At 60.4% G+C, this 16536-nt stretch carries 14 protein-coding genes; 8 read left to right on the forward strand and 6 right to left on the reverse strand.

From position 1 onward, the window contains the following. Positions 1 to 65 precede the first annotated feature (65 nt). The 5 genes from U1A53_RS19175 (at position 66) to U1A53_RS19195 (ending at position 6342) form a co-directional block, all read left to right on the forward strand. Entirely contained in the window at positions 66 to 968 is a 903-nt protein-coding gene (locus tag U1A53_RS19175; protein ID WP_322283464.1) for a sugar phosphate isomerase/epimerase, read from the forward strand. A gap of 36 nt (positions 969 to 1004) precedes the next feature. Then, positions 1005 to 1580: a DJ-1/PfpI family protein gene (locus tag U1A53_RS19180; protein WP_322283465.1), complete on the forward strand. Its 576-nt coding sequence runs from the start codon at positions 1005 to 1007 to the stop codon at positions 1578 to 1580. Between the two features lie 62 nt (positions 1581 to 1642). Then, positions 1643 to 3784: a c-type cytochrome gene (locus U1A53_RS19185; protein ID WP_322283466.1), complete on the forward strand. Its 2142-nt coding sequence runs from the start codon at positions 1643 to 1645 to the stop codon at positions 3782 to 3784. Positions 3785 to 3885: 101 nt separating this feature from the next. Beyond that, the gene (locus U1A53_RS19190; RefSeq protein WP_322283467.1) at positions 3886 to 5328 is read left to right on the forward strand and encodes a hypothetical protein; all 1443 of its coding nucleotides are present in this window, start codon (positions 3886 to 3888) and stop codon (positions 5326 to 5328) included. Between the two features lie 138 nt (positions 5329 to 5466). After that, positions 5467 to 6342, forward strand: coding sequence for a DUF4159 domain-containing protein (locus U1A53_RS19195; protein WP_322283468.1), 876 nt, complete (start codon positions 5467 to 5469; stop codon positions 6340 to 6342). Positions 6343 to 6721: 379 nt separating this feature from the next. Here U1A53_RS19195 and U1A53_RS19200 read toward each other — a convergent pair whose 3' ends face one another. The 6 genes from U1A53_RS19200 to U1A53_RS19225 all read right to left on the reverse strand — a co-directional run bounded on the left by U1A53_RS19200 (position 6722) and on the right by U1A53_RS19225 (position 12828). Beyond that, on the reverse strand, positions 6722 to 7714 hold the full coding sequence (locus U1A53_RS19200) for a hypothetical protein (RefSeq protein ID WP_322283469.1): 993 nt from the start codon (positions 7712 to 7714) through the stop codon (positions 6722 to 6724). Between the two features lie 158 nt (positions 7715 to 7872). Further along, on the reverse strand, positions 7873 to 9042 hold the full coding sequence (locus tag U1A53_RS19205; protein WP_322283470.1) for a class I SAM-dependent rRNA methyltransferase: 1170 nt from the start codon (positions 9040 to 9042) through the stop codon (positions 7873 to 7875). 454 nt (positions 9043 to 9496) lie between these two features. After that, positions 9497 to 10483: a zinc-binding alcohol dehydrogenase family protein gene (locus tag U1A53_RS19210; protein WP_322283471.1), complete on the reverse strand. Its 987-nt coding sequence runs from the start codon at positions 10481 to 10483 to the stop codon at positions 9497 to 9499. Between the two features lie 15 nt (positions 10484 to 10498). Next, a complete protein-coding gene (locus tag U1A53_RS19215; RefSeq protein ID WP_322283472.1) occupies positions 10499 to 11221 on the reverse strand; it encodes a murein L,D-transpeptidase family protein in 723 nt (240 codons plus the stop codon). Positions 11222 to 11341: 120 nt separating this feature from the next. Then, positions 11342 to 12376 (reverse strand): polymer-forming cytoskeletal protein, encoded by a 1035-nt coding sequence (locus U1A53_RS19220; protein WP_322283473.1) that lies wholly within the window; start codon positions 12374 to 12376, stop codon positions 11342 to 11344. Between the two features lie 83 nt (positions 12377 to 12459). Further along, positions 12460 to 12828: a polymer-forming cytoskeletal protein gene (locus tag U1A53_RS19225; RefSeq protein ID WP_294385304.1), complete on the reverse strand. Its 369-nt coding sequence runs from the start codon at positions 12826 to 12828 to the stop codon at positions 12460 to 12462. A gap of 280 nt (positions 12829 to 13108) precedes the next feature. Here U1A53_RS19225 and U1A53_RS19230 point away from each other — a divergent pair, with 280 nt between their 5' ends. The 3 genes from U1A53_RS19230 (at position 13109) to U1A53_RS19240 (ending at position 16422) form a co-directional block, all read left to right on the forward strand. Further along, positions 13109 to 14287 carry a beta-ketoacyl synthase N-terminal-like domain-containing protein gene (locus U1A53_RS19230; RefSeq protein WP_322283474.1) on the forward strand — a complete coding sequence of 393 codons (1179 nt, stop codon included), beginning with the start codon at positions 13109 to 13111 and terminating at the stop codon, positions 14285 to 14287. Between the two features lie 150 nt (positions 14288 to 14437). Next, complete coding sequence (locus tag U1A53_RS19235; RefSeq protein WP_322283475.1) at positions 14438 to 15223, forward strand: glycosyltransferase family 2 protein; 786 nt, start codon at positions 14438 to 14440, stop codon at positions 15221 to 15223. A 95-nt stretch (positions 15224 to 15318) separates the two neighbouring features. Continuing rightward, complete coding sequence (locus tag U1A53_RS19240) at positions 15319 to 16422, forward strand: glycosyltransferase family 4 protein (RefSeq protein ID WP_322283476.1); 1104 nt, start codon at positions 15319 to 15321, stop codon at positions 16420 to 16422. Positions 16423 to 16536 lie beyond the last annotated feature (114 nt).

Consider the following 16536-nt stretch of genomic DNA (forward strand, 5'->3'; position numbering starts at 1 on the left):
AACCTGAAGACGGTAAATCAAAGTCTGAATGAAGTGAGGGCGGGGCGGGCGTTTACTCGCCCACCATGAACCGCCGTTGTTTCCTCCAATCCATCGCCGCAGTCGCAGCCGTGCCTGCTTTCGCGGCGGAATCGCCGTGGAAACTGAATTACATGCTTGCCTCGTCGATGTGCGGCAGTCTGCCGCTGGCGGAAATCCTGCCGGAAGTGAAGAAGACCGGTGCGACGGCCATCGAGCTGTGGCCGAAGAAGCACGGCACGCAGCGCGAGGAAATGGATGCCATGGGGCATGACAAGTTTGCGGCGATGTTGAAAGAGCACGGTGTCGGCTTTGGTGGAACGACCCGCTATGACCTCGGGCCGTTCAAGCTGACGGAGGAGATCGCCATCGTGAGGAAATTCGGCGGCAGTTTCATCGTCACCGGAGGCAAGGGTGAATACAAAGTCCCCGCAGAGCAGCTCAAGGCGAACGTGAAGGACTTCGTGGAAAAGATGAAACCGCATGCGGCGCTCGCGGCGGAAAACGGTGTCGAGATCGGCATTGAGAATCACGTCAACAACCTCATCGACACGCCGGACTCGCTCCACTGGCTCGCGGACTTCACGCGGGACATCGCAGGCATCGGCATCGCTCTCGCACCCGCGCATCTGCCGCAGGAGCCGGCGTTGTTGGCCGCGATGGTCCGGCACATCGGCGAAAAGTTGACTCTGTTTTATGCTTGGGAACGCGGTTTGGGCTTTAGCAAGGTCATGCCGAAGGAAGAAGAACTCCAGCAGATGCCCGGACGTGGACCGCTCGACTACAAACCCATCGTTGCCGCGCTCAAGGAAATCCAATTCACCGGCCCCACCGAAATCTTCATGCACCCCACGCCACGCGGCATCCCGATCATGCCCACCGTGGCGGAGACGACCGCCGAGATCGTGCGTGCGAAAAATCATCTCGACGCCATCGTCGCCTCTCTCTGATCAGCACTCCAAAACTCCACCACTCCATCCAAGCCCATGCCCGAAGCCAAAGTCCTCCTCATCGTCGGTGACGCCACCGAGACCGTTGACACTCTCTACCCCTTCTACCGCCTCATCGAGAGCGGCTACAAGCCCATCGTCGCCGCGCCGGAAAAGCGGAAGTACCAGATGGTGCTGCATGAAGTGAAGCCCGGCTGGACGATCACCAAGGAGTGGGAAGGCTACAGCATCGACGCCGACATCGCCTTCAAGGACATCAAGCCGGAGGAATACGTGGGCATTTTCTTCAGCGGTGGCCGCGCGCCCGAATACATCCGCGAGGACGCCGACCTGCTGCGCATCACCAAGTGGTTCTGGGAACAGAAGAAGCCCTGCGCCAGCGTCTGCCACGGCGTTGAGATCCCCGCCCGTGCCGACATCGTCAAAGGCCTGCGCATGGCCACCGTCGCCAAGTGCAAATTCGACCTCGAAATCTGCGGCGGCATTTATGTGAACGAACCCTGCGTCATCGACCAGCACATGTATTCGGGACGCACTTATCATGACTCCGGCCATTTCATTGGCCCATGGATCAAGGCGCTGGATGCCGAACGCACGAAGATGGGACTGTGAAATGATGAATGTCGAATTCCGAATGACGAATGCTGAGCTTCATTGAATCTGTGCCGCCGCCCATGAGTTTCATTCGTCATTCTGCATTCGTCATTCTGCATTCCGCACTGCTGCTGGCAGCCTTTCTCCTCAACGCGTCGTCAGCGCGGTCTCATCCGTTGCAGGCAGAACCCATCAACCACGCCTACGTCTTCAACTTCGATCAATTCTACCTCGATCAAGATCCTGATGAGCATGTGGTGAGCGGTGGCTTCCTGCTACTGGCGGAATTGAATTGCACGGCCTGTCATATGGCACCGGAGTCATGGCAGGAAAGATTGAAGGCGAAGCCGGGACCGAATCTGGGTGGTGTGGGCTCGCGCTTGGATGCGGACACGCTCTGGCTGATGATTCGCAGCCCGCAGCATCGCAAGAAGGGCACGCAGATGCCCGGCTTGTTTGCCGGGGAGGAAGGTGATGAAGAGAAGGTAGAGGCGCTGGTGGAGTTCTTGAGCGCGAGCAAGTGGGACGCGCCGCAGATGCCTGCGGGTGATGTGGAGCGCGGCAAGGAGCTGTATCACAAAGTCGGCTGCGTGGCCTGTCATGAGCCTGCGCTGGATGTGCGACCACCGAAGGTGGCGGCGAATGCCGAGGTGGAGAAGCCTGGGCTTGGCTCGGTGCCCATCGCGCTGGCGGATGCTTACGATGTGAACGCGCTGGCTTATTTTCTGCATGATCCGCTCTCCATGCGCCCTGCAGGCCGCATGCCGGACATGCGTCTGAGCAAGCAGGAGGCGGCGGACATCGCGGCGTATCTGCATGTGGGTCGCATTGCGGAAAAAGCCACGGCACGTGCGGCGTTGAAGCTTCCGCCGCAAGGCATCGAGAAAGGCCGCGAGGTGTTCCAGCAGATGAACTGCGTGGCCTGCCACACTCTGGGCACTGTAGTCCCGGCTTTAGCCGGTTCTGGGATTCCGGCTGAAGCCGGGACTACAAAACGCATGGCAGACCTCGCGCCCGACAAAGGCTGCCTCGCTGAAAAACAAGCCAGCGGCACGCCGCGCTTTGATTTGAACGATCTGCAAAAACGCGCGCTGAAACTGGCGCTGGCGGCGATTCAGAAAGAGGAAGCGCCGAAGCTGACGGCGCAGGAGAAGGTGGACTGGCAGATGTCTCGCCTGAACTGCTACGCGTGTCATGATCGCGAGGGCAAGGGCGGGCCGGAGGATCCGCGGGCGCAGTTTTTTGGCGTGAATGATCCGGGGGCTGAATCGCTGGGGCAATTGGCGCATCTGCCGCCGAGTCTGGACAAGATCGGTCGCAAACTGACGCGGGGCTGGTTTGAGAAGATCCTGTGGGGCAAGGATGGCAGCGTGCGGCCTTACATGGACACGCGAATGCCGAATTTTGGCCGTGAGCAGACGGAGATGATGATCGGCTGGTTGAATGAGGCCGATGTGGCGGAGAAGCCGGTGACGATTGATGTCAGTGGATTGGGGAAACATCATCGTGCGGAGGCGGGACGGCAGTTGCTGGGAGCGAAGGGACTGGCGTGCGTGGCGTGCCATGGATTGAAGGATCGCAAGTCGCTCGGGCCGCCGGTGATCCGGCTGACGCACACGGTGGAGCGCATCCAGCCGGAGTATTTCAAAGAGCTGCTGCTCAATCCGCAGGTCACGCAGCTCGGCACGGTGATGCCGCCGATGTTTGTGGGCCGCAAGAAGGCCGACCTGGAGATCGAGAGCATCTGGACTTACCTGCGCGAGGTCGAAGGCCAGCCGCTGCCAGAAGGGCTCATGTCGGCGGAGGATTTTGAGTTGAAGCCGGGCAAGGCGAAGCGCGTGATCGTGTTTCGCAGCTTCATCGAGGGCGTGGGCACGCATGCGATTGGTGTGGGTTTCCCCAGCGGCGTGAATGCGGCGTTTGATGGAAAGACGAGCCGCTGGGCATTGATTTGGAAAGGCCGTTTCCTCGATGCGATGAGCAACTGGCAGGAGCGTGCGATGCCGCCGATCAAGCCGCTCGGCACGGCAGTGAAGGAGTTACCTCCCGCCACAGGCGAACGCGTGTTTGGTGGTTACAAGGTCGGCAAGGACGGCGTGCCGACGTTTTTGTATCGCGAAGATGGCCAGCAGGTTGAGGACACGCTGCGTCCGGTGAAGAACGGCTTTGAGCGCAGCGTGAAGATCAACGGCAAGGAAACGAAGGAGGCACTGTCATGGTAAATCAAGGGACGTTCGGTTTTACCGCAGAGGGGCAGAGGAGCAGAGATGCAAAGATCTGTCAGAAGGCTCTGCCTCTCCGCCTCTTTGCCCCTCTGCGGCAAATGCTGAGTCTCCTGGCTCTCGCCACGTTCTGCCACGCTCAAGAGCAATCCGACTACTACCGCATCGAGACTTACGAGTTGCCGAAGGGCGTGAATTTTGAGGCGAGTGGTCTGGCGGTCCTGCCGGATGGGAAGCTGGCGGTGGCGTTGCGCAAAGGAGAGATCTGGATCGCGCAGAGTCCGTCGAATGTGGCGAAACCTAGCTTCAAGCTGTTTGCCAGCGGCCTGCATGAGATCCTGGGCCTGGCCTGGCGTGACGGCGCGCTGTATGCCACGCAGCGGTCGGAGGTGACGAAGCTGCGGGATGTGAATGGCGATGGCGTGGCCGATGAATACCTCACCGCCGCCACCGGCTGGGGTGTTTCGGGCAATTACCACGAGTACGCCTACGGGCCGGTCTTCGACCAGGAAGGCAATCTCTACACCTCGCTCAATACCGGCATGGGCAAGGGCTGGAAAGGCGCGGGCGAGGATGAAAAGCATGCGCCTTGGCGCGGCTGGGTGATGCGTACGACGCCGGAGGGCAAGATGGAGCCGTGGTGCGCGGGTTTTCGCAGTCCATGCGGCATCGGGCAGGACGCGGACGGCGAAATCTTCATCACCGACCAGCAGGGGAACTGGATGCCGACCACGCCGCTGTTTCACATTCGCAAAGGCGCTTACTTTTCGCATGCGGACTCGATTACCGATGCCATGCGGCCGGAATCGCCGGTGAAGATCGCGGCGAAGCAGGCGGATGGCATCACCGTGGCCGAGGCGATGAAGACGGTGCAGGGCTACACGCCGCCCGCCGTGTGGCTGCCGTATGTGAAGATGGGCCAGAGCGGCACGGGCATCGTGTGCGACAAAAGCGGCGGCAAGTTCGGCCCGTTCGAGAAGCAGCTCTTTCTCGGCGAGTTCGTGCTGTCGGGTGTGAACCGCGTGTTCCTTGAAAAAGTCGGCGGCGAGTTTCAGGGCGCGTGCTTTCCGTTTGTGGAAGGTTTGCAATGCGCCGCGCTGGCGCTGACCACGCTGCCGGATGGATCGCTCGTCGTGGGCGAGTCGAATCGCGGCTGGAACAGCAAGGGCAACCGGCCCTTCGGGCTGCAAAAGCTTGTGTGGACGAAAAAGACGCCGCTGGAGGTGCAGAAGATGGAACTCACGAAGTCCGGTTTCCGCTTCACCTTCACCCTGCCAGTGGACAAGGCCAGCGTGGGCGATCTGACCGGCCAGAGCTACACCTATCCCTTCCAGAGCAAGTATGGCGGCGAGGAACTCGATGCGAAGCCGCTGCAAATCACCTCCTCCACCTTGAGCGACGATGGCCTGACGCTGGAAGTGGTCATCGCCAATCTCCGCACCGGCTATGTGCATGAGTTTGAGCTGCCGCAGCTCAAAGCGAAGGACGGCACGTTGCTGTGGCATCGCATGGCGTATTACACGGTGAACCGGCTGAAGGAGTGAGGCGGCTTGTACGTTGTTCACGCTTCAGCGTGTCTGGCTGGAGTTCGGAGCACGCTAAAGCGTGAACAACGTACCCGATCCCCGAACCGGCGCAGAAAGAGTTGGCTTTTGAGTCGTCGCTTCGGGTAGAAGAGATCGATGAAACTTTGGAAATGGCTGCTGCTGATCCTCGGGCTGCTGGCGTTGGGGAGATCCCTTTCGCAGGTGGCGCCTGAGATTCGTCGCGGCGTTTACAAGGGCCGGGAGGTTCAGTTTCCGCATGACGCGCGCCAGTTCCGTGGCTGGCGGCATTACGGTCGGAATCTGCCGGTGTGGAAGGTGTCGGAGGAGCTGCCGAAGGACGTCTTCACTTTTGCGCGGCTGTGCTACCCCTTTCGTCGCGGCTTGCGCTGGACGGCGGACTATCCAGAGGCCGAGCTGAATTTCTCCTGGCGGCTGCATCAGCTTACCTCGGTGCAGGTGAATCCGTTCCCGGTCATCATCGACATCGACGCCGGGCAGCTCCGCCATCATCCCTTCCTCTACGTTTCTGAGCCGAGCAACATGGACATCAGTGACGAACAGGCACGCGTGCTGCGCGAGTACATGCTCAATGGCGGCTTCATCCTGATGGATGACTTCTGGGGCGGGGAGGAGTGGCAGGCCTTTGTTGCCACCTTCAAAAAGATCTGGCCGGACCGCGGCTTCACCGAGCTCAAGCCGGATCATCCCCTTTTTCACTGCGTGTTCGACCTGCCAGCCCCACCGCAGGTGCATAGCAATGTCTATTGGGCGCACAAGCACAAGGGCACCCGCAACACCACGAGCAACGAAATCCGCCCCGATGCCGCCCAGCCCGTCTTCCGCGCGGTGCATGACGACCGTGGCCGCATGGTGATGCTGATCTGCCTCAACAACGACATGGGCGACGGCTGGGAGCAGGAATCCTTCGACGCCGACTACTTCCGCGAGGTTTCCGAGAAGCACGCCTATCCCCTCGGCATCAACATCGTGTTCTACGCGCTGACGCATTAGCTTCGGGAGGTCCGAGTGACAAGTGGGCGTGCGCTCCTCCTGTTCGGATTTGCCGCAGAGAGGCAGAGGAGCAGTGGGGCAGAGAGATTCGGCACATTGAAGCCAAGACAAGGATGCCTACGGAACACACGGAATGACACGGAAAGGGATCCATGGTTAAGATTCTGATTCCGTGCTTTCCGCGTGTTCCGTAGGCCATTCTTTCTGACTCCGCGCCTCTCTGCCTCTTTGCTCCTCTGCGGCCAAATCGAACGTTCTTGGCGTGGGTTTATTCGCTGCGCTACAGTGAGAGGAACGCGAAGCATGGCACTGCTTGTCACGCAGTTGCAGATTGGCCTAGCCTCTCGACGAAGGCGGTGTCATGGACTGCTTTTGCCGTTCAGTCTCTCAGTGGGCCTCTGCCAATCGTTGCTTCGATGCGAAGTTTTAAAGCATCGCGCAACTCATTGAGTTTGTCCTCTGTCCAAGTGATGTGGTTGAACTGACGGGTATCGAAATGAAGCTTGCCAAGCCAATCATGACGAACGGTCCAGATCACAGGCTTACCAAGTCCATTTGCGAAACCCGCTTCAAAATAGACGCCTCCTCGTTCACCAGTGAAATCAGCAACAGTGAATCGAGCACCTCGAATGGATGCCATAATTTCGTCGTCGATCTTGTTGTTATGCTCTTTTTTGTCGATCCTCAGTGGTGCATATCCCGCTGCTTTTATTGCCGGGTAGAACGCCTGTTCCCAGGCAATATTCACTGAATCGTCAAACCACATAGCGACAAACCCGCTTGTGCTATTCGACAAGCCAGAAGATTGCAAATGGTCCCACCCTTTGGCGGAGACCTTGAAGCAAACTCGTGGATCCTGATCTGATGACATCAATTCAAGAAACCCGACACCTCGTATGAGGTAATCGATCAATAAGAAGCTCAGTTCTGCGCCATTTTGGGACCATGAAGCGCTGAGAGCAGGAAACATTGTCAGCGCGGCTCGATCCCCATTCGGATCACTTTCAAAACTAGGCGCGGTATTAACCGAGTACATCCGCGACTGACTGTCGATGAATCCGCAATCAAGTCGGAGTGATGCTCCGGGAAGTGGATGATTCCGAGCGAATGTCGCAAGGAGCTTATGCGCTTTGTCGGCAACTGTCGGAGTCGAGAGTTGGGAAAGAAAATCAATATCCATCTCGGATTCGATTTTCAAACCTCGGTTCTCACGAATGTACCCGGAAATATTGGCAATTTGGAGCGGGCATAATTTACGCCATCTTGCATCAATCGAAATATGCCAAGGAATTGAGTAATTGCCGCAACGTGTGCAGAATACTCCAGAAACCATCTCGCCTGCGACCATATGTCCGCCGATATATGCAGGCATTCGGCAAACTACGCACCGCCCCTTGAACTGACCGAGGAGTTCTTCAGTAAGTATAGGAAATGCGTCAAGGAACTCAGTCATCTGCTGTGGGTGAAGAAGTTCATGAATCGATATTCGATCTGGCGCAGTAACGGGCTGAAGCCCGAACTACGAACGCCTCACCACGAAGCCACCACCTCATACGCGTAGCCGCGGAGGTATTCGGTTTCGGGGATGGTGGCGAGGATGGGGTGGTCGGGGCGCTGGGTGTAGGTGGTGACGCGGCGGAGAGTTTTTTTGGCATCGACGGCGGCGTCGGTGATGCTGCTGTGGAATTCCTCGGCGCTCACATGATGGGAGCAGGTGAAGGTGGCGAAGATGCCGCCGGGCTCGAGCATCTTCATGGCGCGGAGGTGGATCTCCTTGTAGCCACGGAGCGCATCGCGCACGGAGCTTTTGGTTTTGGTGAAGGAGGGCGGATCGAGGATGATGAGGTCGTAGCGGGCATCGGCGGCTTCGTTGCGCTTGAGGAAGTCGAAGCAGTTTTCGGCGATGCATTCAATCTTCGTGCCGGAGATGGCGGCGTTTTCTTTGGCGACGGCGGTGGCGCTGTCGCTGATGTCCACGGCGGTGACTTCGCTGGCTCCGGCGAGGGCGCAGGCCTGGGCGAAGCCGCCCTGATTGGAGAAGCAGTCGAGCACGCGGCGGCCTTTGGCCAAAGCGGCGACGAGCTGGTAGTTGTCGAGCTGATCGAGGTAGAGGCCGGTCTTCTGGCCTTCGAGGAGGTCGGCGTGGAAGGCGCTGCCCTGATAACGGACAACGAAGGGCGCGGGCGACTCGCCGCTGATGACGCCTTTGATGAGTTCCATGCCTTCGGCCTTGCGCACGGCGCCTTCGTTGCGCTCGACGATGCCGCGTGGCTTTAAGATGTCGTTGAGGGCCTGGATGATGAGGTCTTTGCGCAGATCCATCGCGAGGGTGAGCGTTTGCAGCACGAGGAAGTCGCCGTAGCGGTCGATGATGACGCCGGGGAGGCCGTCGGACTCGCTCCAGACGAGGCGGCAGAGATTCAGATCGACGCCGGCGGCTTCGCGGACCTTGATGGCGCGCTGGATGCGGCGGGTGAAGAAGTCGAGATCGAGATCCTGGCGGCGGTAGGAGAAGAGCCGCGCGGAGATTTGGGACACCGGGTTGTAGATGGCGCTGCCGAGCGGCTTGCCACGCACGTCTTGCAGATGAACGACGTCACCGGGCTTGGGATCGCCAAAGCGCTTTTGGATTTCAGTGGCGTACACCCAGAGGTGACCGTGGAAGAGGCGGGCGCGGGGCTGGACGGTGAGAGTGGGCATGGTGGGAAAAGCTGAAAGCTGAAATTGGGAAAGCTGAAATGACGAAGGCCGAATGAAGGCGGATCAGGTCAACCACAGAGGGCACCGAGGCTCACAGAGATCAGAGTGCAGAGGCTCTGTGTTTCTCGGTGTCCTCTGTGGTAAACTCAGAGCGGACTTGCCGGACGGCTTTGAATGAGTGGCGCGTGCCGCCTCACAAGGCAACGACGGCTTTGATGGATGACATGGATGGGGGTCAACCACAGAGGGCACGGAGGTTCACAGAGATCAGAGTTTAGGAGCTTTGTGGTTGTCGGTGTTCTCCCGAATAACTTGGCTGGTAAAAGATTGGCGGTAAAAAATGGGAACCGCCGTTTTTCTGGTCTTTTACCGCCCATTTTTTACCAGAGAAAGTTGCTCCCTGGTTCACACGCCCACCCGTCGCTCCAGTGCTCTGTGGTGAATGCATGGCCGATCACAATGAGACGACGGCTTTGATGACACGCGAATCGGGCAAGAGCCAATGATCCATTTGCGACGGGAGGTCTTTGAACTCACAGCGGTGGCTGATCCAGGGGCGGGTGTTGATCTGGGCGGACTGGATCATGGCGAGGATGCGGGGGAAGTCGGCGGCGACGGCGTTGCGGCTGGCGAGGAGGGACAATTCGCGGCGGTGGAAGAGGGGATCGTCGATGAGGACGGGCTCTTTGGTGATGCCGACATAGACGATGCGGCCGGTGAAGCGGGCGAAGCGCAGCGTGGCGGCCATGGAGTTGGGATTGCCGGTGGCGTCGAAGACGATCTGGAAGGCGGGTGCGTCGGGCAGTGAAGCGACGACATTCACACCGGGGTAGTTTTGCGCGACGAACTCGCGGCGTGCGGCGTTGAGTTCGAGGATGGTGATGGCGGCGTTGGCAGCGCGGGCGAATTCGAGCACGGTGAGGCCGATGGGGCCGGCGCCGATGATGAGGACGTCGTCGGAGGCGGTGACTTGGGCGCGATTCACAGCGTGGCAACCGATGGCGAGGGTTTCGACGAGGGCGAGCTGCTCGAAGTCGAGCGCGTTGCAGGGATGGAGCTTGTGCGCGGGGAGGATCATGCGCTCGCGCATGCCGCCATCGCAATGGACACCGAGGACTTGCAGCGTTTCGCAGCAGTTGGTGCTGCCACGCAGGCAGGAGTGACAGGTGCCGCAGTTGAGGTAGGGCTCGACGGAGCAGCGGTCGCCGACGTGGAGATGCGTGACGCCTTCACCGATGGCGAGGACTTCGACGCCGAGTTCATGACCGAGGATGCGCGGGAACTCGATGAAGGGCATTTTGCCGAGGTAACCGCTGAAGTCCGTGCCGCAGATGCCGATGGCGCGGATGGCGACGAGGGCTTCGCCGTTTTGCGGAGAATGCGCTTCGGGGAGCGTGGTCCAAGTGAAGGTTTTTGGGGCGGTGAGGGTGAGGGAGGTCATTCGGGTTCGCTGTTCTCAGTTCGCTGTTCGCGGTTGAATGGTGTAGCGGCCGTTTGCCACGGTGATTTGGGGAACGCGGTGGTCTTTCTCGAAGAGGTCGTGGGCGGTTTGAAGATTGCGCCAGAAGTCGAGGTGTTTGGGATCGGCGGATTTCAGTCGCGCTTCGGTCATGCGGAAGGGGAAGCTGTGGACGGGTACTGTCTCGGAGTTGTTGAGCGCGGCATCGACGATGAGGTAAATTTCCTCGATGAGGGGATCGGTCATGGCGAAGCAGCCGATGCTGACGACATTGCCATGCACCATGATGAGGCTGCCGGTGCGCTGGTGCGCGAGGTCGTAGGTGTTGGGGTAGCCGATGTTGAAGGAGAGATGGTAGCTGCTGGCGGCATTGAGCAGACTTTTCGTGACCGAGTAAAAGCCTTCGGGTGCCTGCATGTCGCCTTCGCGGGTCTTGGGGCCGAGGGTGCCGGAGAAGGTGGCGATGGGGTAGTTGCGGAAGAGCTGCCAGCCTTCGTTGGTTTGGAGCCAGAGTTCGAGCTCGCGGCTTTCTTTGAAAATGCGAATGAAGGCGGGCTGGCCGAGCTTGAGTTGTTTGGCGGCGAGTTCGTCATGCACTTTGGGCAGCAGACGAGAGCGCACGTTGGCTAGGCGATCTGCCGCGTTCATAGGCTGCCATTGTTCCGGCGGGGGCGGAGGAGCGTAGGGCAGGGAAAGGCGATCGCGGGTGATGATCTGCATGACGTGAGATGCGCCAAGGCGGACAGGTTTCAACGAGTACAACCATGCGATTAACACACCGGAGGCGATGAGTGACACCACGAGGAGAATGGCGCGCCGTCTCATACGCGAAGGGCTGGATCAAGCGCCAGGTGCGGGAGCTGGTGTCGTGGACTTGCCGCGCACGATGTTCATCGCGCCATTGAGTTCACCACCGGGCTCGATGGAGACGGAGCGTGCGGTGACATCGCCGTTGACGGAGCCGTTGCTGTTGATGAGCACGAGGCCGGTGCTGTAGATGGTGCCGGTGACGCGCGCCTGGATTTCGACATCCGTGGCATGCACCGCATTGAGGAAGGCGACATCGGCGCCTTTTTCCACGACGAAGCGATTGCAGCGGATTTCACCGATGATGCTGCCGGTGGTGCGGAAGGTGGCGTCGCCGGAGCAGGTGACGTTGGCCTCGATGATGCCGTGGCATTCGAGATCGCGGCAGTGCACGCTGCTGGTGGAAAGACGGCCGCGTTTGCGGATGAGGACATCGCCGCGTGTCTTGACGACCTGGGTGGAGGTCATGTTGATCTCCACGTCTTCGAGAGAAAAATAAGCTCCGCAGGCGGGACAGTTGGCGGATTTGGCGGAGCGGCCGGTTTTGAACTTGTGCCCGCAGTCGAAGCACTCGGCATCCTTGAAATACTGATTCCGGTACATGCCCTGTTCCTTCATCTTCTGAAGGGAGCTGGCCGTGTGCGGTGCTGGTGCGGGCGTGGGAGGAGGGGAATTGGACTGCGGCCTGCGCATGCTGGCCGTCATGGGTTCGCCACTCGCGTTGATTTCCGCAGGAGCTGTGGAAGGAGGGGGAGATTCGGGTGACTGGCCCTGGCTTTGCAGGAAGGCCCCGAACCCATCTGCCGGGGAAAGTGTTTCGGCGGGCGCCGGCTTTTCTTCAGGCTTGCTGACGGGAGGGGCTGTTTTCAATGCCTCCGGTTTGGCTGCCTCCGCCCCCGTCCAGGCATCCACGGTGGTCCAAGCATCGGCCATGCCTGCTCCCGAGCGTGTGACGCTGGAGGCAGTGACCCGGCGTTTATGCACGGTGAGATGCACGCCGCACTTTTTGCAGAACGTGTAAACGACGAGGCGCGGCTCATACTGCGCCGCGCCACAAGACGGACACACCACTTCGATCAGGTGTTTAGGCGGTGTGGGAAGTTTGCTGGACTTCGAGCCGAAGAACCTCCCGAACACTCGGTTTTAGCGGGTTAAGGTTGTGGTTTTGGGCCGCCGGCGAAGGCAGGCTTCGTCTCGGCCTTCTTGCCGACCTGAGACTGACCCATGAAGGTGGCGCCTTCTTCGATGGCAAGGGTGCCCGCAGCGATGTCGCCGACGAGGATGGCGTTGCTCTTGAGCTCGCAACGTTCCGCGACGGTGATGTTGCCTTCGACCTTGCCGAAAATGATGACGGAGCGGGTTTTGACCTCGCCTTTGATGAGAGCATTTTCGCCAACGGTGAGGCTGCCGTCGGAGATGACTTCGCCTTCGATTTTGCCGTCAATGATGAGGTCGTGGGAGAATTTGATGGAGCCTTTGATTTCGACGTCGTTCGCGAGAACGTTTTTACTGGTGGTCATGACGGGAGCTGAGTGAGTACGTTGAGGTTGTGCAGCGGGAGCGGATGCGGTGGAGAGAATGGGTGCGCGCTCGGCTGCGGGAGCCGGTGCGGATGCCTCGGAACGCCTGTCTTCCTTTTGCCCTTCGGGTTGTCCTATGATTTGCCTTAACATGAGGTTGAAAATATAGCTGGTTATCAAGTTCAGTGTCAATCTTTGGCTTGCTTATTTTTTGTGAGTTTGATGTAACGGGATTGTTTGATGGGGTTGCATGGCGTGAGTTTTGCGGCTGTGTCGAGTCATGATGGAATCTGTGTTCATCACAGCCGTGGAGACGGTCTGTGCGCTTGGTTTGAAGGTGGAGGAGTGTCTGCTGGTGATGCGTGAGCGTCGTGGCTGGCTGGTACCTTTGGGGGGGCGCATGCGGGGGCTGGAGGAGTTTGACTCCTTGCCTGTGGGGCTGCTGCCATCACACGAACTGGTGAAAGGCCGGCGTTATGGCGCCGCGAGCAATGCTGCAGTGCAGGTGGGACGCGAGGCGGTGCGGCGTGCGGGCTGGACGCAGCAGGCGGTGGGTGAGTCCTGGCTGTTTGCCGCCAGCAGCCGTGGCAACGTGGGAGAAATACTGGGTTCCAATGCATGGCGCAGGCCTGTGCGCAAGTTCAGTGCCAGCAACACGATGCACAGTGAGATTGCGGCGGCGGTGAGCGTCGAACTGGGGATTCGCGGCCCGTGGCAGATGGTTTCGAACGGCTGCTCCTCCGGGCTGGATGCGCTGGGCATGGCCTGGATGGCCGTGGCTTGTGGCCTGGCTCCGAGGGCGGTGGTGGTGGCGGTCGATCTGCCGCTGGTGTCGGAGCTGCTGCGGGATTTCCGGGATACGGGGCTGCTTTCCAGCACAGGTCTGAATGATCCTTTTGCCCTCGGTGCGAAGGCCGGGGAAGCGGCCACCTGCGGTTTTTTGCCAGGCGAGGCCGCCGTGGCGGTGACGCTGGAGCGTGGCGATGCCAACCGCCGCCTGTGCCGCTTTGAGCATTACACCGCGAACAGCGATGCCTGCGACATGCTCAGGATGCCTGAGGACGGCGGTGGCATACCGGACTGCGTGCGCTCAGCTTTGAATGCAGGAGACCGCCGCAAAGTGGTGGCGCTGTGTCCGCATGCGACGGGCACACTGAATCATGCCCGGGTCGAGCCGCTGGCGCTGCTGCGCGCCCTGGAGGGCAGGGATGTCCCGCTTGTGCCGCTGAAACCTCACACCGGCCATACGCTGGGGGCCAGCGGTCTGCTTGATGTGGCGTTGCTGGCCGCCTGCATGGCGGAAGGCTGGCTGCCGGCGGTGCTGCCAGGTCTGACGCCGCCAGCGTGCGGCCTGCGGCTCAATGAAGCGGCGCTGAAGGTCGTTGCGGGGGACCGGGTGATCAAACTGGCCTCCGGCATGGGCGGGCACAATGCGGCGGTGTCTCTGGCGGTGGTGTAAAAGCGAAGAGCGTAGGGCGGAGAGCGAAGAGACACGTCCTGGTCTTTGCGCGTCGTTGAACGACTCGTAACGCTTTGCTCTTGGCCCTCTGCTCCTCTTGCCGCTTTCCCGCTTGGCACCGGCGGTGGATTCGCGACAGTCGCGCACCGCATGACCCGGCTGCCGCTTTCGATCTCCATCATCTCGCTCAACGAGGAGGCCAACCTCCGCCGCTGCCTCGCCAGCGTGGTGGATCTGGCGCAGGAGATCGTAATCGTCGATTCCGGCTCCACCGACCGCACGGCGGTGATCGCCGAGGAGTTCGGCGCAAAGTTCGTGCATCAGGACTGGCTGGGCTACACGGCGCAGAAGAATCACTGCCTCGCATTCTGCTCGCAGCCGTGGATTCTGGCGCTGGACTGCGATGAAGAACTCACGCCCGAGCTGCGCGGCTCGATCCAGCGCTTCTTCGAGAATGGCGATCACGAAAAATTCGATGGCGCGTGGATGCCTCGCCTCGTCTGGTTCATGGGCCGCTGGATTCATCATGGCGACTGGTATCCCGACCGCAAAGTGCGTCTCTTCCGTCGGGGCAAAAGCCGCTGGGCCGCCGATGGCGGCGGGCAGGTGCATGAGCGGCTCGATGTCGATGGGCCCTGCACCACGTTGCAGGGTGATCTGCTGCACTACTCGTTCAAGAACATCGAGCACTACCTCGTGAAGCACGTGCAGTATTCCACCGTGTTCTTGCAGACGCAGCAGGGCAAAGGGAAGCGCTGGTCCCTGCTGCACACGCTGTTCCGGCCTTGGTGGCGCTTTGTGCGGGCCTACGTGTTCAAGCTCGGCTTCCTCGACGGCTTTCCTGGCTTCTGGATCGCCGTGGCCACGGCCTTCTTCACCCTGGACCGCTACAGCCGCCTGTTTGAGCACGAGGTAGAGAAGATGAAACGCGAATGAGCACGAATGGCCGCGAATTTTCACGAATGAGCATGCCCGCTTGCGGCATTCGCGACGATTCGCGTTCCTGACCTTGAAATCATCTCCAAGACCGCATGAAGCTGGCCCTGATCCATCCGCAAATCATCCGCAGCACTGCGGTGGAGACCTTCCTCATCGAGTTCGCGAGGCGTCTCGTGGCGGCGGGGCATGAGCTGACGTACATCACCACGCTCACCACGCCGCAGATCGGCGCGGCGCTGCCGGGGCGCTGGGAACTGCTGCCGCGCCTGCGTGGTTCGGCCACGCTGCGCCTGTGGCATTTCAACCGCCTCGCCCCGCGTGCGGCGATGGAGGCGGGCGTGGACTTGAGCATCGGCTTTGGCCGCACCTGCGTGCAGGACATCCACCGCAACGGCACCGGCTGCCACCGGCTCTACGGCAATCTGCTGCCGCTCTGGCAGCGCTACAGCGTGAGGCACCTCTACGAGCTGCATCTGGAGCGCCGGCTCTACACTGGCGGGGAAACCCTGCGGTTCGTCACCAGTTCCGCCCGTGTCGCCTCGCAGTTGCAGGGCATTCACGGCACCGATGGCGGTCGCTTCCACGTTTTGGCACCACCCGTCGAGACGCAGAGCTTCAAACCGGCCGAAAACCGCGCCAACACGCGCGAAATCCTCTGCCGCAAGCTGCAAACCGATCCCGCGAAGCCCGTGCTGCTGTTCATCTCCCTCAGCCACCGCCGCCGCGGCCTGGAGCCGCTGCTGGAGGCCATGAAAAGCATCGATGCCACCCTCTGGATCGCCGGAAAGGGGCTGAATGCCGCGCAGCGTGATTTCATCCAGCGCCATGGTCTCGCGGCGAAAATCCGTGGCGTGCCCGTCACGATGAATCTCGTCGAGTTGTACCAGTCCGCCGACTGGTTCGTGCATCCCACGCAGTACGACGCCTTTTCCAACACCGTGCTGCAAAGCATGGCCTGCGGCCTGCCCGGCATCGTCTCCGTCATGGACGGTGCCGTCGATCACATCCGCAACGGTGAAAACGGCTTCATGCTCTACCACCCGCAGCAGCCGCAGGAACTCGCCTCACGCGTCCAGGAGGCGCTCGATCTCGGCGAGACGGCGTGGCAGTCGCTTTCCACCGCCGCCCGCGAAACCGTCCTGCCGCTGACTTGGGAACGGCACATGACGGCGTGGGCGGCTTTGATGGGCTCCTAACGTCCCGGATCAGGCGACGGCGAGCGGGACGCCACGATTGCAACCGCGACACTCGCGCCGGGTTCGCTGCAGCGCATGGTTAGCGCCGCTGGTGTGTCATAACTCAATGCAGAA

The organism is Prosthecobacter sp., from assembly GCF_034366625.1.
GTDB lineage: Bacteria > Verrucomicrobiota > Verrucomicrobiia > Verrucomicrobiales > Verrucomicrobiaceae > Prosthecobacter.

Excerpts from the sequence above, each read along its gene's own strand:
- U1A53_RS19195 (WP_322283468.1), top strand. The coding sequence starts at position 5,467 with ATGAAACTTTGGAAATGGCTGCTGCTGATCCTCGGGCTGCTGGCGTTG.
- U1A53_RS19190 (WP_322283467.1), top strand. The coding sequence starts at position 3,886 with ATGCTGAGTCTCCTGGCTCTCGCCACGTTCTGCCACGCTCAAGAGCAA.
- U1A53_RS19180 (WP_322283465.1), top strand. The coding sequence starts at position 1,005 with ATGCCCGAAGCCAAAGTCCTCCTCATCGTCGGTGACGCCACCGAGACC.
- U1A53_RS19210 (WP_322283471.1), bottom strand. The coding sequence starts at position 10,483 with ATGACCTCCCTCACCCTCACCGCCCCAAAAACCTTCACTTGGACCACG.
- U1A53_RS19185 (WP_322283466.1), top strand. The coding sequence starts at position 1,643 with ATGAGTTTCATTCGTCATTCTGCATTCGTCATTCTGCATTCCGCACTG.
- U1A53_RS19200 (WP_322283469.1), bottom strand. The coding sequence starts at position 7,714 with ATGCCTGCATATATCGGCGGACATATGGTCGCAGGCGAGATGGTTTCT.
- U1A53_RS19175 (WP_322283464.1), top strand. The coding sequence starts at position 66 with ATGAACCGCCGTTGTTTCCTCCAATCCATCGCCGCAGTCGCAGCCGTG.
- U1A53_RS19215 (WP_322283472.1), bottom strand. The coding sequence starts at position 11,221 with ATGCAGATCATCACCCGCGATCGCCTTTCCCTGCCCTACGCTCCTCCG.
- U1A53_RS19205 (WP_322283470.1), bottom strand. The coding sequence starts at position 9,042 with ATGCCCACTCTCACCGTCCAGCCCCGCGCCCGCCTCTTCCACGGTCAC.
- U1A53_RS19240 (WP_322283476.1), top strand. The coding sequence starts at position 15,319 with ATGAAGCTGGCCCTGATCCATCCGCAAATCATCCGCAGCACTGCGGTG.
- U1A53_RS19230 (WP_322283474.1), top strand. The coding sequence starts at position 13,109 with ATGATGGAATCTGTGTTCATCACAGCCGTGGAGACGGTCTGTGCGCTT.
- U1A53_RS19225 (WP_294385304.1), bottom strand. The coding sequence starts at position 12,828 with ATGACCACCAGTAAAAACGTTCTCGCGAACGACGTCGAAATCAAAGGC.
- U1A53_RS19235 (WP_322283475.1), top strand. The coding sequence starts at position 14,438 with ATGACCCGGCTGCCGCTTTCGATCTCCATCATCTCGCTCAACGAGGAG.